Below are 22,933 nucleotides of genomic sequence, written 5' to 3' on the forward strand. Positions count from 1 at the left end.
CCCTGATAATCATGAAGAAAATTAATTATCAACAACCAAACACAAAAAACAACCAATTGTTAATTTAATTTTAACGAAATTTGATAATAATCAACAAAAACAATAAAAAAACAATTTTTACAATCGTCTTTAATATGTTTTTAGGATATTTCTCACAACCTAAATTGTAAAATCAGACAAAAATAAACATGAATATAGTTAATACATAATCCAATTTGTTAATCCTAAAACGTCAAAAAATTATTGATACTATAAAAAATAGCTATACCTTAACAATTAAAATTCATACAAATAGCATCCAATCCATTATGGGTCCCATAATGGGGTTCCCACAGTGGGCCTGTTTATTTATGCACACTTTGTTACGTCTCATTGCTTTACATTTATTCCTTTTAGGTACAACGTGATAATATAACAATAGTGAATAAGGCAATTTACGATGAATCGACGAGAACTTTTAATCGGCGCTGGCTATGGACTTGGTATGCTTGGATTGGCCTCCTGTTCCTCCATCTCTAAAACACGCTCAAATATACACACCAGATATCGTCACTATGCTCCATTGAAATCTACAATGCAGAGAGTCACCCATTCAGAGGTGGGACTGCGTCCGTTTAGACCAGAGGGGTATCGATTAGAACGTGAACCATTGGCGCATAAAACGCTCGTGCATAATTATGGTCATGGTGGTGGTGGCATATCTCTTTCTTGGGGGACTTCAACTGTCGCCGCTCAATTGGCAAGCCAACCGCGGGTAAAAGACATTGCGATTTTAGGTTCAGGTGTTATGGGGATTACCACTGCTCTAATATTGGCGCAAGAAGGGTTTGATGTCACAATTTATGCCGACGACTTTCCGCCAAACACAACCTCAAATATCGCAGCTGCACTCTGGCTACCCAGTAGCTATTTCGATAGAAATATTGTCACTCCAGCGTTTTTAGAGAAAGATAGGCATATTATTCGTGGCTCATTTTCGCGTTTTCTTGGTTATGTCAACGTGCCGCGCTACGGTGTTTCTTGGCACAATTACCACCTACTCCTACCTCAAGCAAGAGACTCTATCAGGCAACTACCTGGGGGCAATGATTTATATCCAGAATTAGCGACGAGTACAGAAGACAATTTGTTCGGCTATCCTTACCAAAGTTACATGAAAGCGCTGATCATTGATCCCATGTTGTATTTACCCGCTCTATTGCAAGATGCACAAATTGCAGGGGCAAAGCTCAAGCAAGCCAAATTTGAAAACCTAGATCAAGTACTCGCTTTAAAAGAGCGTGTTGTTGTCAACTGTACCGGACTCGGCGCAAGTAAGCTCTTTGCCGATACAAGTATGTATCCTATCCAAGGCCAACTAACCCACCTGCTGCCACAACCTGAGATTAATTACGCCTATGTCGTACCAACACCAGAGGGCTATTTGTATATGTTTCCACGAAAAGGATCGATTGTAATTGGTGGCACAGCCGTAAAACGGGCTTTTAGTACAGAGCCCGACCAAAAACTGACAGCGCGCATGGTGCAAGGTCATGCCGAGTTAGCCAAAAATCTAATGCGCTAAAGCTTAAATTGGGCTTTTTGGCCAGCGCCAACCACTTGCTGTTTTGGCACCACCAAACTGACATACACTCGTCCCAAAGACTTGGGTAATAACAAGGTAACCGCGTTCACCTTTTGCTTCGCTATGGCACACCCAAGTCTAAAATAGCTACGCGAATGATGTGCTTTTTGCAATTCATTCAGTTTACTTGGGAATTGGTTCACAGTACATTTAAGCACTTCTCCATCAGCAGTGACGGTAGTACGTTGCAAAACCATTTCTTTTAATTGCGTGACTTTTTGATCATTTCCTTGATTGGCCAGCAGTACCAGCTCTGTATCTCCCAGTAACCAAGCTTCATGACTGTGCAGCACCGATAGCCAATGTGCAAAATTGGTATTCACTAAGATATCTAGCTGACCACTTCTAACAGTAATCGTCGCCGTGGTTTCTTTTAATGCATGACTGCGCGCATCCGTACACACACAGAAAAGCCACAAAACCACACAACTCAACATGACATACCTTATATTCTTCATCGACAATATGTCCCCGTTTGAATTGCACCATTATTTGAAATTGCTTTCATTTCAAAATCATAGCAATTTTCCTTATCTTTACTTGGGGTGTAAGTGACGTAATAGTTTTCACCCTGATAGTCATAGCGCATGGTTCTTTTCCCATCGCTGTCTACTGTGTGTGTTAAGTTCTGAACATCGCCGGGAGGCGGACGCAGATCACCTCGATCTCCGCCACCTGTCAAAGGCGCAACGCGCGGTAATATGTTAGTGTCTATTTCACCGACCAAACATTGAAATACATATGGGGGGGCTTTCGATAGATGATATCTATATCCAAAAGTCTCATCAGAAATACCATTGCATAGCTCTAAATCCCCTTCGGCAATAGCACTGCCATCGGGGTAATTAAACCCATACAGTGGGTAGCCATCGTAACCCCAGCCAATTATTGTCTCATCATTCAAGTTTTCCATTGCATCCATCATACATGTGGGCGCAGCATGGTAATGGTAATCATCTCCTCGCCCTGCGTGACCACCACAATTATCCAGCTGCCCTAATGCTACGGTATCAATGCTCGGGTCGTAGTTAAACAAATCTAACTCTCCAGCCGCCGAATAATCATAAATAGGTACGCCATTCACCGCGATACCCAGTGCGGCGTCAATTGTTGTTGGACTGGTTGCTGTATGCGGTTCTAATTTAATCGGAGCGGCATAGCCCACGGCAGGCACTGGGATCTGCTCATTGGTTGCCGTGATCCCATTCATTAAGTCATGATCTGGGTAAGTATCAGACGTGATGTAGGCATAATTCTCATCGCAGGTCACACTCACATCGCTTTCAGGGGATAATGCAACCGACTGTTTAATACGTTCACAACGCGTAGGCTCAAGCGTTGCCGTATTACTGATGATAAATTCGAACGTCAGAGACGCGCTTAACTCACCATCGCTAAACGTAACCTCTTGTTGATAAGTACCAATCCCCAAGTTTGCAATATCAATACTCTGAGGGCTCAACGCAATATCGTCACCATTGACATCCGAACACGTCAAATAACTGTCTAATTGGATGCTTGTGCTGCCAGCAGTTACCGACGGCGTCGTTGCCTGACCACATTGAGGCACCTGATTAGTGATCTGATAGGGTAATTGCACAGTCACTTGTCCGTGGCCATCAGATACAGAGACTGCGAGTGAATATTCACCTGTTACCACGCCATCACTGGCGATGACATTGGGCGAAAACGTTAAAGTATCCCCGTTTGCATCGATGCACTGCATCGCACTGATGATGGATACTGCACCACTCCCCCTTGGTGCTATAAGCTGAGTTGCTGTACATACGGGCAAGGTGTTTTGCTCGTTGGATACAGCAGCACTCGTGTCTGATCCCCCCCCTCCACATCCCGCCAACAAAGCAGACAAATAAAACACGGCACCTAATTTCATCATCGTGTTTGACATAACCAGCTCTTCTAATTTTTGGACCAAATCAATGCAACTATTTTATTTAGGCTACACAACTGACCAGGAAAATACTATTTTGAAATGTGCAAAAATTAAGGAAGTTAGGACATACCTTGCGCCGGTCGGATTGTGTGTATTAAAGCCGACCGACATTCAATGTGCGAGGACCATAGTCAAATTGCTTAAACTAGGGCTATAAATTAGATGTGTTACAATTCTGCTTCCAAAATAGCAAGGGCCCTTTCTTCGGCTTCATCGACATTGCCATCCGCTTCAATTACTTTCACGACAAGTTCTTTCGCAAACTTACGCATGGGTTCATCAACAATATGATGTATACGATGTCTTATGAACGATTCAATATCATTTTGCTGAACAGCGAGCACTGACTTCCCTAGACTATCTTCAAGGTAATCTTCAATGGCAATACTGGAATTCCATTGCAACCCTTTTGCCCAATCATAAACAACCTGCTTTTCACTTTCATCGATCTCACCATCTACACCAATAAAAAGTAGCGCAATATCGAGTAAAGATTCTTTTTGCAGTTGATCGACACAAATTCCAGTGTCAAAGTGACTTAATAATTGCTCAAATTTCATTTTTTCTCCTTACGACTCAGCGGTACACCCGTGGTGACAGTCAGTCATGACTTTTACTTTGCTTAACATAATCTACATTTTTACGTTTGTCATAGCGAAAAAGCACATTTAAGACAGTTAACATTTTTTGGGGATGAATTAAATCGGTCGATACTGGCTACTTACACAGTAATCATTGTCAGCATGCAGCAACCCGCCCAGCTATAACGCATTTTTAAATAATAAATACATACATTAAGTTAATCGTTAGACTACGGTGGACAAATCATTTTATTTTTATAGAATAAAAATGGAATTACATAAAATAGGAACAAATATGTATAATAAACTACAAGGACTGCTTCTTCTAGCAACTATAACGACCCCACTTAGCGTTTACGCAAAAAGTAAAGTAGAGCCTTTACAAAGTCGCGATATGGACTCGCCACGTATCGTTGGTGGACAAGAAACTGCAGAATTTGCGTACCCATTTATGGGAAGCCTTCAATTAGACAATGGCCATTTTTGTGGCTTATCGTTTATTGGGGAAAACAAAGTACTGACGGCAAGCCATTGTATTGAGGGATTTCAAGCGGATCGCTTTACCGTAAAGTTCGAAGGCCATGATCTGACAGACGAATCGCAATGGCAGACTTATAATGTCGTGGCTATGTCCATGCATGACCAATACAATCAGGTGTTGCAGTACAACAATGATATCGCCGTGTTGGAGCTGGACCGTCCAGTAGAAAACATTACGCCAATCAAACTCGCTAACCAAGAAATTAGAAATAGCCTAGTCGCCGGCGACAATTTAAAAGTTATGGGATGGGGTCGACTCAGCTCTGGTGGCGAAGCGCCAGACAAACTACAAGAAGTCGATGTGCCATACGTCACCAATGAAGTGTGTAATAGTGCAGAGTACTACGATGGTAGTATTTCTGACAAGATGATATGTGCTGGTTTTACTGAAGGTGGTAAAGATTCATGTCAAGGTGATAGCGGCGGCCCTCTTATCGTACAAAAAAATGACGAGTGGTTTCAGGTCGGCGTTGTTAGTTGGGGAGAAGGATGCGCATTACCAAATAGGCCTGGCGTCTATGCAGACGTAGAGTCACTGTTTTTTTGGGTACAATCAAAAATGTCAGGGTTCGGCTTTGGTTCAAACGAACAACATGTTTACATGGAAGATCAGGCATCAGTCAAGATTCTCAATACATTCAAAAATACATTAGATCAGCCACTGACAATTGCAGACTTTAGTCTTTCACAGCATGACGAAGGTGTTCAATTCTCGGAGCAGAACTGTGCCAATACAGTACTTGAACCGGGGTCGCAATGCCAATTTACGGTGTTAACTCCTGATAACTCAAAACATGCTAACTATACGGTTGATGCCAGCATCACGTCCCCCTCCATCAGCGTTTACTCAGCCGTTTTTGGCTACACAAAACTGGCCCAATTTAATGAAAATATCAATGAATTGATGTCAATACCGACTAGCATCCAATGGTCAACAGGTGGTAATGAAAACTGGTATGTAGATGCAACACCAGAGCAAGAACCAGCGCTTATAAGTGGCGATGTGACAGACCGTGACGAAACCCCTGAGCTAACGGAGCTTTACCAAGAGTCAACTCTGATGATTGATATCAATGATCTTCATATCAAAGATATTGGTTTTGATTACCTTGTTTCAAGCGAACGTGGATACGACTTTGTTGGAATATTCCATAACGGGAAACAAGTTCACATCGATAGTGGGGACGACAGAGAATACAAATCTTTCGATCTCGAGTTAGAAGAAGGCGCTAACCAAATTCGCATCGAATACTTGAAAGATTATGTTGTCACCGTGGGTGATGATAATGTCGCACTCAAAAATATCAGAACAACGTTTGTCAACACGGAGCCAACTATCGAGCTTGCACAAACCGAGTTGGATGTACGAAGTGAGCTTGAATTTACGCTAGATGCAAGTGCTACGACGGACAGAGAAAATGATGTGATTACGTATTCTTGGGTCAAGCTTGAAGATGAAGTACAACAGGTAAGTGACGAAAGTGTCGTGACACTCAAAGCAGAAAAGACCACAGAAGATGTAACGGTCACCTATCAACTTACCGCAACGGATGAATATGAGGCATCTGCAACAGCACTTGTTAAGGTAAATGTGATTAAAAACAATGCACCAACGCTTTCTTTAACGAGCAGCAATGCAAGTGTTCACGAAGGGGATGCACTGACGATCAACGTTGTGGGAGCAGAAGACCCTGATGGCGACAATATTAAGATTACGTGGGAACAGACATCAGGACCATCAGTGACTGTACCGAGTGACAGTAGTCAATTTAGCTTTACGGCACCAAATGTCAACGAGACCAGTACCTTAGTATTTTCTGTTACGGCAACCGACGACTTTGGTCTGTCTCACTCTGAGACCATAAGTGTTGAAGTCAAAAACAAAGATAGCGGCGGTTCGCTTGGCATATTTAGCTTGTTTATGCTTGCTCTATTAACAAGTGTAAGACGCATTAAAAATTAGGCGATATTAACTAATTCACCCAATAAAGCATGGCCTTAGGAACTAAGGCCATGCTTTTCATAAAAACTTTATTTTTCACTTTCCATCATTGACATTTTTATCATCTGGTTTGGGTATTTTTCCAATTGAGTTAAAGCGACTTCTTGGGTTTATCTGAGTTGGCCGTCCAAGCAATAAGTTATTTGGATAAATAATTATTTCTCTGTCTTCGGTAATAAACTGCGTATTAAACACACCGATGTTTGAAATATACCCTTCAATATAGTTATCACCATCCAATACTCTGACAAAATTCCCTCTGCGGTAGGCACTGTGAAACAAAAGGACAAAGTAAGCCGTGATATTGCTCAATACAGACCAGTTAGCAAAAAGTGCCAATGAAATGATGATCATGTGGCAAAAACTTAAGCAAGATGTCGGCGTGTCAGACGCACACAATAGCCAGCTTTTCGTCGGATCGATGATGTCTATTTGGGACATTGTCTTGCAAGATTGGTTGCAAAAAATAGACCGTAACTTAGACGATGTGCAATTGCATATTCACAATCACTCCCCCATCGAATTACGCAAACAGCTATTAAACCGCCTGATTGATATCGCATTCATTTTTGAACCCCCGTATGTTGATGATATAGTCACTGAAAAGGTCGGTAATGTCCCACTACAGCTCGTATCTACAGATCCGCATGCTGCAGTTAGCAGCTTAAACAACATGATACAAGTGGACTATGGTGAAGCAGTGAATAGTCAATTCGATAGAGACTTTAGTGAATCGAGCACTGTGCGTCACCGTATGAGTCAACCGAGGATCGCACTCAACTTTATTTTAGAAGCGAGTGGTACTGCCTACTTACCCAAACAAATGTGCTTCGAACATATCCGCAAAAACAAGTTATTCTTGGTTGAAAGTGCACCTATTTATAGTCGGGAGATCTTCGCTATGTATCTAGCAAAAAGCCACAAATCTCAACTTATCCAAGATTCGCTGATACTCTTTCCATATACTCGAAACTAGCGCAACTTTTGTTTGTTAAACTGATAAATAAAAGTTATCAATCAGCAGACTTATTAAAAATTTTATCAAGTACTGGGAATTTATTTGTCAACCGTCCAAAGTTTTTTGCTAACTCGCTCCCAATCGACCGTTGCCTATGAGTCAAAACCAAGATATTGGTTACCATGAGCGCAATGATTTGCCCTGCTCAGCCTCAATCGCTCTTTGTAAATTGCATCTTTCTTTTTAAAACTGCATTGCATATTGCAATAGTTGATATAACTAAAATTAAAAATCATTAAATATCAGAGTTTTAAAATTGGTCTTTCATTTGCAAACTCCTAGACAGCAAAATCAAAAACGTTGGAGAGTCACATGAAAAAACTATTAGCAGGTGCCTGCATATTTTCCGCGGGGTTATCAGCCGCCCCATTCGATACATGTCCTTCTAAAGCATTTCTTGTACAGGGCAGCACAGCAACCATGTACGGTGTTAATTTAGTCTCTGGTGCATACAGTACGTTTGCCGACAATGTTGGTACAAACAACAAGCTCAATGGTATCGGATTCAGCGTACATGACCGTTACATCTACGGCTGGGATTACAGTAATCAAGATATTGGTCGTGTTGGTAAAGATTACGTACTCGAACCCATTATGACCTCTGGATTCCCAGACACAAATTTCTATGTCGGTGATGTCGCGATACACGAAAACGCATTTTACGTGTACAAAAAAGGGGGCAGCCTCGGGTTATACAGAGTGTCATTAGATGAAAACAGCAGTGATTACCTGCAAGCTACGCGCATTGTGGATGGTAGTTCGTTAAATTTAAACATCTTCGACATGGCGTTTGCACCAGACGACAATGCAAGTCTAGCTTACAGCGTTGACAGCAACGGTAATTTACACCGAATTGATGTCTCAAATGGGACCAGTACAAATCTCGGAAATGTCGGTCAGTCTGGTACCTTCGGGGCCGTTTATTTTGACGTCGAAAATAATTTCTACATCAGCAGGAACCAGGACGGACATGTTTATAAAATAGACATAGACAACCCAGCCAACACGCAACTTTTCGCCTATGGCCCCTTGTCAAACACCAACGATGGTGCACGATGTGCAACCGCCCCCATCATTGACGACACCGAAGATCCCACCATAGATTATGGCGACGCGCCAGACAGTTACGGCACATCATTGGATGCCAATGGTGCACGTCATAATGTGGGAGACCTCTTTTTTGGACAAAGTGTCAGCGCTGAGTATTTACCAAAAGACAACGACGATGATAATGGTGTCAGCTTCCTAACTAACTTAGAGACGGGATATGACAGCCTAGTTTCTTTCACACTCTCTAAATCTGGCTTCGTCAATGCGTGGGTTGATTGGAATGGCGACGGACAATTTCAAGACGCTGAACGTGTGATCAGTCAATATCAAGGTAACGCTGGCGAAAACAGAGTACTTATACCGGTGCCTGTTGACGCCGTTGAGGGCAACACTTGGGCAAGATTCCGCGTATCAAACAACAGCGATATCGCGCCTCAAGGGGGTATTGATAATGGCGAGGTTGAAGATTTAAGTGTAACAGTTGTTGCCAGTAGCATGATCCAGAATTCAACCTCATGGAAAACGGCAGCATTTGAAGACTTGTGGCCTCAAAAAGGCGATTATGACTTTAATGATGTCGTTGTTAGATACCGCGTAATCACGAGCCAAATCGGTAACCAAGTGGTTCGCTACAAAGTCGAGGGCGCGTTGGTTGCTGTGGGTGCTGGCTATCACAATGCCTTTGCTATTCGCCTAAAAGATATCGCTCGTCAGCATGTAAATGAGGCGCAGATTGAACTTAACATTGACGGTGTCACACAAACTGACAGCCCGTTAGAAGCAAACCGCAACGAAGCCATCGTGGTGATATTTGCCGATACAAGAAGTATGGTGCCCGTTCAGCCAGGCTGTAAGTTCTTCAGAACAGAAACAGGCTGTACCGACATCCAAAGAGCGCCCTACCCGTTCGACATTACGATACCGCTTTCAACCAGCTATAACGCAAGTGTCGCGACTAACGGTAAAGTGGATCCCTTTATCTTTGCTGTAGATGGTCATTATCATGGCACAGTTGTAGATCAAAACAATGGTCGTGGATGGGAAGTACACCTGAAAAACCATGAACCAACAGAAGCATTCGATAGCGGTTACCTAGATCAAGCTGATGATACGTCATCAACCAATGGATATTACCAAACTTCCACTGGGCTGCCTTGGGCACTGATCATTAACTCCGATTGGGATCATCCAATTGAAAGAGTTGATATGTCAGTCGCATACCCACAGTTTGCTGAGTTTGCCCAGTCTGCCGGCGTGCAATACTCAACTTGGTTTGAAAACCCAGTCGCAAACTATCAGTACACCATCAACAACTCAGCACAGAACTAGGAGACTATCATGAACAAGGTTATCGCAATTCTAATCACCCTATTATTAACAGCATGTGGCGGCGGATCTGGTGGGTCTGATGGGCAAAGTCAAACACCAAGCAGTACGACAAATACGACTAACACCACTGCTCAAGTCTCGACAAATACGGATACGCAAGCTCAAACAGCGACTGAAGAGCAAGCAGCGGAAGAACAAGTCACTCAAGAGACAAACAGTGACGAAGGAATGGAAGCCGTTGTCGTTGACGAGAGTTTTGATTTCCAAACAGATGTGCCAGTGTCAGTATCAATAGGCCCAAATGTAGTAAGCAGCCGTGCGTTCATCAATATTTGTCAGCAAGATGCCACGCTCACAAACGATGATATGTGCTTTTTGAGAGCCCCGCTTGATAGCAATGGGCTAACAGTACAACTTTTATTACCCCACTCTGAACAAAAACTGAAAGCTGAGATTTGGTATTACAGCACGAACACCGAGCCACTTGTTTATAACTGGGAATTTGATGGTACGGCGCAGCAGCAAGCATGGGTAATCAATTAATAAGCACCTAATTAACAAGTTTCGTGTTGACTCACGATAGTCCAACGTAAAGCATATCTCATCTTGAGGTATGCTTTTTTAAATAAATTAAAACAATAATTTAAAATAAATTTTTAAAATTAACTCGACATTTACTGCCGTAAAAAATTAAATAGATCCACCTTGATAATATAAATAATTTAATTAAAATCCTGCTCGATTATCATTATTAAGATATTAAAATCCTTTCCAAATATAATCAAAATAGCTCTACGGTTAATTGCATTAACAATTCGCGGAATGATAATAAACACTCAAAGGAAAAATATGAATAAACTAGCACTTACGATAAGTTCTCTTTTAGTAGCTAACTTCGCAGTAGCACAGCAGCAACCAATTTCAGGTGAGCATATACTCACTATAGATTCACACTTAAATGGTATTGTGGAATCCGGTTCAGTACAAGAAATCACAATTACAGGTGACAAAGCGCATTTTTACGCCGAAACACTTAATCAGTTTGTCTCCGGCTCAACAGAACAAAATGGTAATGTGATAGATTTTAAACTGTCGGACAAAACCCCATCAAAAACCCAATATTTTCTTGGCCAAGTTGATATCCAAGGAAACTACAGCGGCAGCTGGTTTGCAGCAAATGGCGAAAAAGGCGATTGGTCACTCAGCCCTGTTCAACCCAATGCAGCTACAAGCTGTAATGACATCCTCGCAGCAGGTTTAAGTCGCGGCGATGGGGTGTACGACTTGTACAATGCGTCGGGTGAAGTGGTCAGCATGTATTGTGATATGACCACAGACGGTGGCGGCTGGACGCTGGTAGGTAGCTACCCCAAAAACGAAGTTGGTGGTAAAAGCTCTATTAATCAGTATGGCGATATCCCAGAAACAGATCCAAATAACGTCACTAAACTTTGGTTATTTAAAGGCGATTTAAGTGTATTCTCTGATGTGAGAGAGCAAGTTAGTTGTGCCAGCGCCAATTGTGGTGGCGGATTCAATGTTTACGGTGTGAATTTCACTACCGCAGAGTTAGAACTCGTTCGATATACTTGGGGTTACAATGAGCGTGTTGACTTTATGCCACAACGCACAGACAAACCAAGCTGTACGAAGAGCCTCGAACCAGGCTCTGAAGTATTTCAAGGGTGTGTATCACCAAGTTATGTGTCGATGACAAGTACACATTCGATTGTGGGTTGGCAAGGCGATGTAAACGGCCATTATTGCTGGGTTGCTCGGGGGACGTACAAACCAGGCAGTAAGGGCTCTGGTCAATGTATAAACCGAGTAGAACCAAATGGTACCCAATGGGCACTGCTTTGGATGCGCTAATCTGGCGTTAATTTAAAATGGGGACCCAATCGGTCCCTTTTTTGTTTCCAACTTCATATACCTCGAAACGTTACTCGAGTTTATTAATCCCCTCTTGCGTTCAAAGCAACACACACGCTGGTCACTGCAATGTGTCCCCTCATCATCACCTTGTATGATCCATACTGCATTACGGGTAAAAAACGCCCCTACTTCAGTTTTGATGGAAGCACGCGCAATACAACATAACCACTTTCTTAAATCGTAACATCAAAGGTTTTTAACCTAAAAAAATAAAAAATTAGAAATAAAAATTCTAAAAAATAAATTTAATTTAAATATTATTATTTTAATTAATACTTTTGCATGATAAGTTAAAAACTCAGCAATCGAGCTGACATTCATAAAGGAGATATATGATGAAAAGCATTCAGCTAACCAAGAAAAAACTGAAAAAATTATCACTCGAGGACAAAGCAATCGCAACGGAAAATACTCCTGCGGTCGCAGGTGGTTTGTCCGCAGCGCTGTGTTTAACATATTCTTTTGACAGTTGTTGTACTATTCCTGAAAACAAGCCTCAATAAGCGGCTGTCACAGTTTATGACAAGTCGAAGTGGCATGCTCTGTGCCACTTCTTCGGGTTAAAAATAGAACTTATTTGGGCGCCAATTTACAGCGTATTTTAGCCAGCTTATGTTGCGTAAAGTCATAGGCTTGTTGAGCAATTTGGTAAGCATTTGGATAGCTATTAGGTTCATCGACCTCTGGTACCCAAAACTTACGTCTGCTCAATCTGAGTCCATGATCAAACGCCCCTACAGCGTTAAAAATTTCAACGGCAATCGGACCGTCGAATCGTGACAAAATGGGGGTAAAAATTCCCTCCCAAGGTAACCAACAATTTACGAGATCTCCCCTATCCGGTGGAGAAGCTTGTGCATAATGTAATCGCCCTTGATCCGCAATATAGTCAATCTGCGCTTTAAACACCTCAGGACCATCACCATCCAGTGTCTCTTGCGCACTGTCCAGAACGACACCTACCGTAGGATCATCAATCCCATCCAAAAAGGTGATCAACTGCGCCAATTTATTTGGCCCCGGCGTTTCCCAATGACTAATAGGCTCAATAGCTAACTTAACCCCTTTTACAGCAGCGTACTGCCCCAATGTCACAAAGCTTTGTTGCGCTATTTTATATCTGGCTTCAAGTTCGTCCTGTAACTTATCACTCCACACCGATTCACCATTTGGTGCGCGAAAAACAAAGCCCCCATAGGGGATCACCAGTGGCCCCATCATAATTTCGCCACCCAGTGCAGCAGTAATGTCGATACGAGACTTTAAGTATTCAATCCCATCTGCACGGATCTTTGCACATGATGAACTCGGGTCACAATCAGGCGTAGCCCCAACATTCGTAGCGACCTTGATACGTGAAAACCCTTCATCATTCATGCGCTTACGAAAAGCAATGTAAGCTTCAAGCTCTTGTTGGTAAGACGGAAAAGCGAATGCGGTTGTAGCTTCTCTACCGGGATGAAACTCAAAGCCGGTATAACCCATTTCAACCAAGCGGCGGATATGCACCATGGCTTGGTCTAAAAATATCGGATCTTCGATAGAAAAATTTGACCCAAACATAAAAAAGCTGAAGTACATATCTGTATTTTGTTGCATAAGAACAATTCCCTTTGAGATTTACAGGCCTGTTACTTCTTGCAAATACTTACGTGCCATCTGAGCATAAAGCAAAGGATTCGCATTGGCTGGGTTTTGCTCTGCTTCGACGATTAGCCAACCAGCAAAGTTTTTGTCTGCAAGTGCTTGCAGAATTTCTTTAAAATCAAGGCAGCCTGCAGGGTCACCTGGTACGGTAAATACGCCGCGTAAAATTGCTTCTTTGAACGATAAGTCATTCGCAAGGCTGTAATCCATGACATCCTTGCGGATATTTTTTAAATGTACATGTTTAATACGCGACCCGTACAGATTGATAAACTCCAAGTTGTCCCCGCCAGCAAACAATAAATGCCCGGTGTCTAAGCAAAAGTGTACACAGTTTGGATCCGTCAATTCAGCAAGTTTGGCAATCGCATCCATCGTCATCACCCCAGTGCCCATGTGGTGGTGGTAGCACATCGTAATGCCCTGACAATTTGCTTTATGACCAAGTTCGTTTAACCCATCAGCGAGCCTGCGCCATTGATCTTCGTTAAATTTAGGCGCATTTGGCACCAGTGCGATCGGCTGCTGGTGTGAAGATCCCCCTAATTCAGCCAGTACCAAATCACCGCTTTGCATCTGTTTTAAGAACTTAATTTCCTTTTCAAAGCTCTCGAATGTTTGCTGATGCATATCATTAATTGTAAAGTAAGTGCTTACCCACGGCTCTGAAATTTTAAGTCCTCTAAGGTCTAATGCCTGCTTTAGCGCCTCAGGATCAGACGGATATTTATGACCTCGGCTGCACCCTTCAAAGCCTGCCAACGCCATTTCGCTTACAATTTGCTCAAATGGAATGCCTGTGTCTATATCCAAAAAGTCATCATTTACCCAACCTGTCGGTGTAATACCAAACTTCACTGTGTTTGTTGGAAACATGGTTGTTCTGCTCATCTTAAACTCCCTGTTGGTGATCGTGTATTTAGCTAGCCAAAACTCCCTAACGCCTATTAGCTAGTGTGATTAAAAGGCTTAAACTGCCAACAATTGTCAAAATTGATGCTCGGTGGCAAGCTCCAAGAACCATATCCTGGCCCCTTAGCACCTGACGGATTGGCATCAATCGCTTGCCAAAGTAGTCCTTCCGCATAGGAAGCTGAGCTGACAAAGAAGGTCACATCTTCATCACTCATGCCGTACGTCTCGCGCCAAAACTGGGCCATTTGATACCATGTCCCCGTATACCAAAGCTTGATGATATTACGCGCCACTGGCCCGAACTTTTCATTGCCGATAATGTGCTTTCGCAGCGCTTCATTAAATGCCTCATGATCTGTGGCAGCCTCGTAAATAGCGGCAAAAATTGAAAGTAACTCGTCTACCATCACACAACCGACAATGCGAGTTAACGTATCGTAATAGCTTTGTACCTGACCAGTGCCATTGAGCGAATAGGCATTAAAATCTGTCAAAGCGCCTGATAGTTCTATAAACTGTTGAATTTGATAAGCTTGATTTGTCATGACATCTTCTCCGAGGGACATTGCGCTTGCTTGTCTTTCGAGGGCTGTTCATAGGCCATCTCAAAAGTCGGCCCACCGTGGTATTCAGAGTCACTGGGAATTGGGTTACGGATCAATTGGCTTGCATGTTCCTTTAATCTAAACATGCCACATACCGCTCCCAATAAAAGATCCTGTTCCCCTTTGAATGCTTTATTGACCGTCGACAGAAATTGCTGATAGTTATGATTAAACGCACATGCAGCCGCATAAATTTGAGAACCTTTTGGATAATCTTTCAGTTTCGGGTTTCGTTTAATCGGATAAACTTTGTCAAAATCTACTTCAAACTTATTACCAGATGGCTTGCCTGGTTGGTCACCTACTCGATAAAATTGACCATGCTTTAATTGCTCGAACCGATAGTAATGAGAAATTTCACCTTCTGAGTCAAAAATCTCATGACCATGCCCTTCTCCTTGTTCAATGATCAGTGACAACGCTCGAAAAGCACTGTCTTTGTCTGTAACCTTAACAATCTGCCCGCCACCAGAGTAATAGTACTCATTTGAAACCTGCAAACTTGGATCCCCAGTAAAGATGGTTTCTCCGCGTTGATTGGCCTGTTCTTCTAAATATTCAATCCCCTCTTTAATGGCCGTATAAAAATCACCAATGCTGTAAAAACTGTACTCAGGTGCACTTTTGGGCTTCACTGCTCTTAGCTGAAATGCGTGATGATTTGAGCGCGCCAAGCAGCCTTTGGGGCCGCTATACGTAGTGTCCTTTGACGTTTTCGAAGGCCGCTCTATTCTTAAGAAAGTCTCTAGCGTATCGGGTGAAAACTTATCAATGGACACAGAAAAATCAGTTTCCCCATCAGGTAGTCGTGTTGGAAAGTCGGGAACAAACCCAACAGCAGTAAGATCCGGATTTTTTCCTAGTGCATTTAATACGTTAGCAGATAACGTCATATGCAGCATCTCTTCGACTAGCACAGCACGAATGGCCGCCGCCGCTTCTAGGTTGGTTTCAGGGTGTATGCTATACAGCGCCGTAAGATAGGGCGGTATGGTCGCATGCTCCAGTTGAATTGCCGCGTCTAACATATCGTGTAAATCGTCTATATTATTGATAATGCGATCATTCATTTTCAGCTCCCTTTGCCATTTTATAGTCGGAGTCCATGACAACACCAACAGAGTAACGGCTTAATTCTTCGATGATATGCTCGCTCGTTTTATAGCACAGCGCCGCCAAAGTAAGCGTTGTATTTGACGTGCCGATACTGGGCATACTGCCTGAACCAATTAAATATAAATTGTTGTGATCCCAGGCCTTTTGGTTTTCATCAACGACAGAGTTCAAAGCGCTTGTGCCCATGACATGTGTCCCAGAAAAGTGGTTTCCACCTCTGAAGTAGTAGTCTTCCCCTTCATGACTAAAGTATCCGTAGTCCAAAGGCGAATATTTTGAATAATCTTGCGCGCCCAGTCTCTGAAAAAACACCTTGGATGTATGCCTCGAATAGGCAATACCTGCTTTAGAGTAGTCGGACAACTGATAATTAATAATGGGTCGCTGATTCCCCAAAGCATCTAAATACTTGTTATCTACCGTCACGCAATTACTTTCCTGCGCTGGCTGCTCCACCATAAACGCAAACAGCAGCTGATTTGAAATTCTATCTACCACACTTTGACGTAATTCACGGCCAAATTTATTCTCTTCATCCACCAGCGTTTCGACATCTGAAAAAGGCGACCCGGTGGCCCAACCCCAACCATCATTGTGAATATCTACCCCAAATGGAGCTTGCGTTTTGCGACTGGCGCCATATCTAAAGTCAGCAATACCTGACGTACACTTGGTCCCACGCATGGTACCCGCTGCCTGAGGTAACAATCCCCAAGCAAGCAAGTACGTATGATCCATCAAATTTTTCCCCATAAGACCACTGGAACTTGGCAATTGTGAGGCCAACATTAAGCGTGCATTTTCAATTGCATTGGTCGCTAAAATAAACCGTTTACCTTGCACTTGATGCACCGTGTGCTCTGTTGAATTAGTCGAAGAGTAATGTTTAAATTCTATGTGTTTTATGCTGTTATCATGCTCATTGACCACCACTTTGCTCGCCACAGCTTGAGGTAAAAAATCCAATCTCCCCGTTTTGGCCGCCGCGGTGAGTGTTTTTCGCGCATCATACTTTGCTTGTACGGGGCAAATCGGGACGCAATTGTTGTTTCCTTGACAACGACCACCTTGCTCAACTTGGTAAGTACTTAACGCCCCCACTGGTTTAAAGCCTTGGCCATCATTGTAACGTGCGTTCGGCACGCCATTTCGGCCTTGCGGAAAAGGTCTAACTTTGACGGTATGGGTTTCACCTGCCAATTCAAATTCAGTCCCATCTACCCCCTGTGCAACAAGCTTGTCTAAATATGAAGGGGGTAAACCATGCATCGGATAGACATAATCAGGTTCATATTTGATGCCGTAAAAACCCTGCTCTTCCACGTTTGCTGATACTCCAATCTCGCGTTCTGCCAACTGATAGTAAGGCATTAGATCTTCGTAATTGATTGGCCAATCAAGCCCCACGCCATAAGTGCTTTTGATAGCGAAATCATCCGGTAACATGCGTAAAATTTTGGCCTCCCAATGCATAGTTGTACCGCCAGTGACTCGTGTATAGGTACTATCTAAGGCCAAAGGGCCATTTTGGACCAAGTACCCTTTAGCATCGACAACCCCAGGTTTCAATTTGCTCACATCAGTCGACCGTGGCATTCTGGCATTGGGGTTATCGGGGTACGGAGAGTTGTTGTCTTTAGATGCATTTGCGTAATAAGTGCTCAGGTAAGATCTAAACCCTTTGTATGTCATATCTTTGGCTGGTGCGGCTTCGAGCATCAATACGTTGAAACCTTTAGCTGTAAGTTCTTTGGCGGTGATTGCCCCACTGATCCCTGACCCTACGATTACGGCGTCGTACTTCCCATCGGCCGAATTTTGAACTGCTGTGTCAGGCGTTACTTGTTTCATTGTTGAATTTGCTTCACTCATACAAGTCTTCCCGCTGTAATCCATTAACAATAGCATTAACATTCAAGCTAAATTTCAGTGTAGCAGATAATTTAAAACGCAAATAAAAAACTAAAACCCGCAGTGTATGATTTTAAACAAGTCCAAAAACCGTCTCTAAATTCAGTAAATTTGTTCAAAAAATGCTTAAAATAGTGTAAAAATTCAATTTTAATAAAAAATCATTATTTCTTCCTGTTTCAAAATGGAAGATTAAAATACTTTTCTTCACAAATTAACCACTTGTTAAAAAAACTTAAATATTGCCGTGTGGAGCTATGTTTTGCGTATATACTTCCTGTTGCGCTGCTGCGCGATATAACGGATTGCCAATGTGAGACATTGAGTGCGTTTAAAAAATGGTTGTATGTTTGGCTTCTCACACAGACATTCCGAGAATTTCAACCTGATTAACTCTTGGAAAACTTATGACAACTCAAACTAACGCGGTATTGAATACAGATGACACCTATGCAACATCAATTGCCGCAGATCCGCTAGACAAATGGATAAAAACGGCCAGAAAACATGTGCTGGATAAAATGGTCGCCAATATTTCTCCAGAAGATGGGGAGCGCGGTGCGGTACTGGCTTCACCATCCCGTTCCAATCCAAATTATTATTATCACTGGGTCAGAGACGCCGCTCGAACTATGAGTGAGATAGCAAAGCTCAATGGACTAGATCGCAGAAATTTTAAAGATCAATATTACGACATGATGATTGACTATGTTGAGTTCTCAAAAATTAACCAGACGACACCAACAGTCAGTAACAGCCTTGGCGAACCTAAGTTTTATGTAACCGGACAAGCTTTCAATGGACCTTGGGGCCGCCCTCAAAACGACGGTCCGGCACAACGTGCGCTCACAATCACACGTTGGGCAAATATCTTGCTTGCCAATGGCGAAAAAGACTACGTCACAGGCACGCTTTATGATGGAAAAGAGCCCTCCTTTAGCATGATTAAAGCGGATTTAGATTTTGTTGCCAATCACTGGCAGGAGCCCTGCTTTGATCTGTGGGAAGAAGTTGATGGCACTCACTTTTACACGCGAATGCTACAACGTACGGCGCTACGTGAAGGTGCCGATCTTGCAACAATACTGAACGACAAAGGCGCAGCAGATTACTACAACACGCAAGCAGATAACATCGAACAAGCCATGGGCGATTTCTGGGATGATGAAAAAGGCTACTTTGTCTCAACGCTCAACCGCGTAGGTGGACTAGACTATAAAGCATCCAATTTAGATGTGGCCACAACACTGGGCATTTGTCAGGCTTTGTCTGACGACCATCCATTTTTAAATCCCCATGAAGACAAAGTATTAGCAACTGCCTATGCCTTGCACCAAGCTTTTGATCCGCTTTACCCAATAAACGCCATAGAAGAGACCACCTCTGGTGACGCTGTCGCGCCAGGGATTGGACGATACCCAGAAGACAAATACGCAGGCAGTGCGCCACTTAGTCAAGGTAATCCATGGTTTTTGTGCACGGCTTCACTGAGTAGTGTGTGTTACAAAGCCGCAGCTCTATTCTTAGCGCAGAAAAGCATAGAAATAAATCAATACAACATTAATCAACTCATGTTGGCGCTGTCATTTGAGGATCCGAGTATCACTGTAGAGATTGGCGAATGCTTTGGCCATCGGACCAAGACTTTTAAAGCCATTGTCCAGGGCCTCAAAGCACTTGGCGACGCCTACCTGCGCCGAATTCAAATTCATGCGGGTGAAAATGTCTCATTGGCAGAGCAGTTTAGTCGTTACGACGGCTTTATGACCAGCGCAAATGACTTAACTTGGAGCTATGTATCAGTTGCTATTGCGATTGATCTTCGTAATGCCCTAAAGATCTAAATCATTGGCCCCACCAAAATAAGTGGGGCCTCAATACTGTTGTTGCCCAACAACCAGAGTGAATCGTAGTAGGACCTTACTAGCGGGTTGACTGCCTTTCGAAAGACAAAGCGGGGTGGAGCGTTATATGGACATAACATTATATGGTCAATTTGACAGAAGCCTGCCATTTAAAACCGAGCTAAATATGGCTAATCGATGTGCAACGCGCTCCCTTAGCATGTTTTTTCGCCCCCTCGCTGTCGACTGGATAAACCTGCTTATATTGGTCAAAACATCATTGTACTGTTGGCGTAATGACATCTCAGTTCCCACCACAAGCAATGGATGAGTAGACGATATGAATATACCGATCACCAACCCCATCAAAATAGTTGTAAAACACGTAGGCGATGTTTACATACATACTTTTATTTCTTCTTACGAGGGAGATAATATCGCCAATGCAACCCACATCATTGAAAGTAAAAACGAGCTTGTACTTATAGATGGTCAATTTTTAAAGCCCTATGCCAAGCAATTTAGAGCGTACGCGGACAGCCTAAAAAAGCCGATTGCCCGCTTGTATCTTTCGCATAGACACCCTGATCATTGGTTTGGATTAGGCGATGCGTTTTCAGACATTGAGATCTATACGCTACCTGAGACGATCGAATTTCTTAAAGAGCATGGCGAAGCATCGCGAGAAGATCACATGGGTAAACTCGGCGATCTCGCGCCAGATAAAGTCGTAATCCCACAACACGCGGTCAGCCCAGGCGTTGAATTTATTGATGGTGTTCAATACGTCATTGAGCGTGTTATCGACACCGAAATAGACTATGGTATCACACTCAAACTGCCTGAGTTAGGCGTATTTATTGTGCAAGATCTCATTTATAGTGGCACGCATCTATATCTAACCAAATACCTTGATCATTGGATGGAACAGTTTGAGGATATGTTGACCTCTGACTACGAGATTTTCTTACCAGGTCACGGCGCCCCCGCAGACAAAAAGGAAGTAACAGAAAACTTAAAGTATTTAATTGCAGCAAAGCAAGCAATTGATGATGGCTTAAAAAATCAAGAGTTCAAGCAATTTATGCTACAAAAGTTCCCAACACGCCAGTGCCCGGCGATTTTCGATATTTACCTACCAAGACTGTTCGATGGCGCAAGCGAATATTAATAATTTAGATGAATCACACAGGTGGATTAGCATGGATACACAATATACTGTAGGACAATACCTCACCGAAAGACTAGAGCAACTAGGCCTAAAACATCTCTTCTCAATTGCCGGAGATTACACCATAGAGTGGATTAATGAGCATATTGAGCCAAGTAGCATCGAGTTAGTTGAAGAAGTGAATGAACTAAATGCTGGCTATGCCACTGATGGGTATGCCAGACTCAATGGTATTGGCGCGATGTGTTTTACATACTCGGCCGGCACGCTGAGCGCGGTAAATGCAGTGGCAGCCTCGTACGCGGAAAGAGTACCAGTCGTCGTAATAAATGGGGCTCCCAGTATAAAGAAACGCCTTACAGCTCAGCAAACTGGCTTCATATACCATCATATGATAGATGGAGAAACTGACTTAAATATCTATAAAAACATCACTGTCGCAGCCATTAAGTTGGATGCGCCCGAACTCGCCCCACAACTAATTGACTATGCGCTCACCCAGTGTATTTCGCAAAAACGCCCTGCGTACATTGAGCTTTTAGAAGACATGGTACAACAACCCTGTTCACCACCTGTGGGCAAATTGGCACCGTTGAAGACCATTCCCTCAGATGAGGGAGTCACCCAGTCTATTGAAACAATTAAACACGCACTTGAGAAAGCTAAGCGCCCGATCATTTGGCTCGGCGCCGAAGTAGACCGTATGGGATTGCATGAGCAAGCCAATGCATTAATTAGGAAGCTCAACTTACCGTATGTCACAGAGCTCATAAGTAAAGCAGTGTTCTCTGAAAATGACCCGCTCTTTGCGGGTGTATTCGACGGTCAGGCTTCCTCAGATGTTACCCAAGCCTTGGTCAAAGAATCTGACTTTATTCTTGGTTTAGGCGTTTGGCTTTCAGACATCAATACACTTGGTCAGAGTGTCGACTATGACAAAACGGCATTAATAGCATGGGATACGGTAAAGCTGGGCACGTACTTTGTACCACAAGTGCCATTGGGAAATTTCATAGATGAATTAGCCATGCAAAGCATTACTTGCGCACCGCCTTGTGCAATTCCTCACTCGACACAGGCGCAGCCACAAGACTTCACAGGCAAAATCTCTTATCAAGGTTTTTATGATTTTATTCAGAACAAAGAGTATATTGGAGACAATGTTTTGATTGGCAGTGATGCCAGCCTAAATTTCTTTGGCAGTTTGCTACTCAAAGTAGGTACGCCAAGAGGCTTTGTTGCGCAACCCACTTATTCGTCCATTGGGTATATTGGCCCTGCTGCGACAGGTATGAGCCTTGCAAAGCAAGACCATCAACGTGTGTTTATATTCACAGGAGATGGGGGATTTCAAATGACACCTCAATGCCTCTCTACGCAAACACGGTTTGGCCTCAACCCAATCATTTTTGTCATGGACAACGGCGTATATGGCGTCGAGCAATGGCTATATGATGCCGAGATATTCTCAAGTGACCAACCATTTTTTGACTCGTGTATTTTACATCAATGGGATTATTGCAAACTTGCTGATGTATTTGGCTGTAAAGCTTGGCAGGTCAATACCTATGAAGACCTCAATGAGGCCATCTTAGGCGCATTAGAAAACGCCGATTCACCTTCACTTATCCAAGTAAAAGTGCCGCCTAAATCGATTCCAGATAACGCCAAGTGGAAGAAAAAATAAACCC

General features: G+C 43.0%; 19 protein-coding genes. 10 read left to right on the forward strand and 9 right to left on the reverse strand.

The window, feature by feature from the left end; genetic code table 11:
* Positions 1 to 439 precede the first annotated feature (439 nt).
* Positions 440 to 1,564, forward strand: coding sequence for an FAD-dependent oxidoreductase (locus L1286_RS06850; RefSeq protein ID WP_235406162.1), 1,125 nt, complete (start codon positions 440 to 442; stop codon positions 1,562 to 1,564).
* On the opposite strand, the gene L1286_RS06855 is transcribed toward L1286_RS06850, so the two are convergent.
* From L1286_RS06855 to L1286_RS06865, 3 genes are all read right to left on the reverse strand, one after another.
* Positions 1,561 to 2,082: a hypothetical protein gene (locus L1286_RS06855; RefSeq protein WP_235406163.1), complete on the reverse strand. Its 522-nt coding sequence runs from the start codon at positions 2,080 to 2,082 to the stop codon at positions 1,561 to 1,563. The two genes, L1286_RS06850 and L1286_RS06855, sit on opposite strands and share 4 nt — an antisense overlap.
* The gene (locus L1286_RS06860; RefSeq protein ID WP_235406164.1) at positions 2,079 to 3,533 is read right to left on the reverse strand and encodes a YHYH protein; all 1,455 of its coding nucleotides are present in this window, start codon (positions 3,531 to 3,533) and stop codon (positions 2,079 to 2,081) included. Before L1286_RS06860 ends, L1286_RS06855 begins: the two co-directional genes overlap by 4 nt.
* A gap of 212 nt (positions 3,534 to 3,745) precedes the next feature.
* A complete protein-coding gene (locus tag L1286_RS06865) occupies positions 3,746 to 4,138 on the reverse strand; it encodes a hypothetical protein (RefSeq protein WP_235406165.1) in 393 nt (130 codons plus the stop codon).
* Between the two features lie 316 nt (positions 4,139 to 4,454).
* On the opposite strand from L1286_RS06865, the gene L1286_RS06870 reads away from it, so the two are divergent.
* Positions 4,455 to 6,662 (forward strand): serine protease, encoded by a 2,208-nt coding sequence (locus L1286_RS06870; protein WP_235406166.1) that lies wholly within the window; start codon positions 4,455 to 4,457, stop codon positions 6,660 to 6,662.
* A 75-nt stretch (positions 6,663 to 6,737) separates the two neighbouring features.
* Here L1286_RS06870 and L1286_RS06875 read toward each other — a convergent pair whose 3' ends face one another.
* Positions 6,738 to 7,055: a mechanosensitive ion channel domain-containing protein gene (locus L1286_RS06875; RefSeq protein WP_235406167.1), complete on the reverse strand. Its 318-nt coding sequence runs from the start codon at positions 7,053 to 7,055 to the stop codon at positions 6,738 to 6,740.
* Between L1286_RS06875 and L1286_RS06880 the strand changes: the two genes are divergently transcribed.
* From L1286_RS06880 to L1286_RS06900, 5 genes are all read left to right on the forward strand, one after another.
* Entirely contained in the window at positions 7,045 to 7,677 is a 633-nt protein-coding gene (locus tag L1286_RS06880) for a LysR substrate-binding domain-containing protein (protein WP_235406168.1), read from the forward strand. The genes L1286_RS06875 and L1286_RS06880 overlap by 11 nt on opposite strands.
* Before the next feature lie 354 nt (positions 7,678 to 8,031).
* Entirely contained in the window at positions 8,032 to 10,098 is a 2,067-nt protein-coding gene (locus L1286_RS06885) for an LruC domain-containing protein (RefSeq protein ID WP_235406169.1), read from the forward strand.
* A gap of 9 nt (positions 10,099 to 10,107) precedes the next feature.
* Positions 10,108 to 10,641 (forward strand): hypothetical protein, encoded by a 534-nt coding sequence (locus L1286_RS06890; RefSeq protein WP_235406170.1) that lies wholly within the window; start codon positions 10,108 to 10,110, stop codon positions 10,639 to 10,641.
* A 306-nt stretch (positions 10,642 to 10,947) separates the two neighbouring features.
* Complete coding sequence (locus tag L1286_RS06895) at positions 10,948 to 11,970, forward strand: fibrinogen-like YCDxxxxGGGW domain-containing protein (RefSeq protein WP_235406171.1); 1,023 nt, start codon at positions 10,948 to 10,950, stop codon at positions 11,968 to 11,970.
* A 395-nt stretch (positions 11,971 to 12,365) separates the two neighbouring features.
* Positions 12,366 to 12,536 carry a hypothetical protein gene (locus L1286_RS06900; protein ID WP_235406172.1) on the forward strand — a complete coding sequence of 57 codons (171 nt, stop codon included), beginning with the start codon at positions 12,366 to 12,368 and terminating at the stop codon, positions 12,534 to 12,536.
* A 70-nt stretch (positions 12,537 to 12,606) separates the two neighbouring features.
* On the opposite strand, the gene L1286_RS06905 is transcribed toward L1286_RS06900, so the two are convergent.
* Genes L1286_RS06905 through L1286_RS06925 form a run of 5 tightly spaced genes read right to left on the reverse strand, consistent with a single transcriptional unit; the run spans position 12,607 to position 18,188 of the window.
* A complete protein-coding gene (locus tag L1286_RS06905; RefSeq protein WP_235406173.1) occupies positions 12,607 to 13,632 on the reverse strand; it encodes a sugar phosphate isomerase/epimerase family protein in 1,026 nt (341 codons plus the stop codon).
* Positions 13,633 to 13,653: 21 nt separating this feature from the next.
* Entirely contained in the window at positions 13,654 to 14,571 is a 918-nt protein-coding gene (gene iolE / locus L1286_RS06910; RefSeq protein WP_235406174.1) for a myo-inosose-2 dehydratase, read from the reverse strand.
* 56 nt (positions 14,572 to 14,627) lie between these two features.
* On the reverse strand, positions 14,628 to 15,140 hold the full coding sequence (locus L1286_RS06915; protein WP_235406175.1) for a sorbitol dehydrogenase family protein: 513 nt from the start codon (positions 15,138 to 15,140) through the stop codon (positions 14,628 to 14,630).
* Positions 15,137 to 16,270: a ferritin-like domain-containing protein gene (locus L1286_RS06920; RefSeq protein WP_235406176.1), complete on the reverse strand. Its 1,134-nt coding sequence runs from the start codon at positions 16,268 to 16,270 to the stop codon at positions 15,137 to 15,139. Before L1286_RS06920 ends, L1286_RS06915 begins: the two co-directional genes overlap by 4 nt.
* Positions 16,263 to 18,188, reverse strand: a complete 1,926-nt coding sequence (locus L1286_RS06925) for a GMC oxidoreductase (RefSeq protein WP_235406177.1) — start codon at positions 18,186 to 18,188, stop codon at positions 16,263 to 16,265. Before L1286_RS06925 ends, L1286_RS06920 begins: the two co-directional genes overlap by 8 nt.
* A gap of 446 nt (positions 18,189 to 18,634) precedes the next feature.
* On the opposite strand from L1286_RS06925, the gene L1286_RS06930 reads away from it, so the two are divergent.
* The 3 genes from L1286_RS06930 to L1286_RS06940 all read left to right on the forward strand — a co-directional run bounded on the left by L1286_RS06930 (position 18,635) and on the right by L1286_RS06940 (position 22,929).
* Complete coding sequence (locus tag L1286_RS06930; protein WP_235406178.1) at positions 18,635 to 20,071, forward strand: glycoside hydrolase family 15 protein; 1,437 nt, start codon at positions 18,635 to 18,637, stop codon at positions 20,069 to 20,071.
* Positions 20,072 to 20,411: 340 nt separating this feature from the next.
* Positions 20,412 to 21,242, forward strand: a complete 831-nt coding sequence (locus L1286_RS06935) for an MBL fold metallo-hydrolase (RefSeq protein WP_235406179.1) — start codon at positions 20,412 to 20,414, stop codon at positions 21,240 to 21,242.
* 31 nt (positions 21,243 to 21,273) lie between these two features.
* A complete protein-coding gene (locus L1286_RS06940; RefSeq protein WP_235406180.1) occupies positions 21,274 to 22,929 on the forward strand; it encodes an alpha-keto acid decarboxylase family protein in 1,656 nt (551 codons plus the stop codon).
* The last annotated feature ends 4 nt before the right edge of the window (positions 22,930 to 22,933 follow it).

The sequence above is a fragment of the Pseudoalteromonas sp. SMS1 genome (assembly GCF_021530565.1).
GTDB lineage: Bacteria > Pseudomonadota > Gammaproteobacteria > Enterobacterales > Alteromonadaceae > Pseudoalteromonas.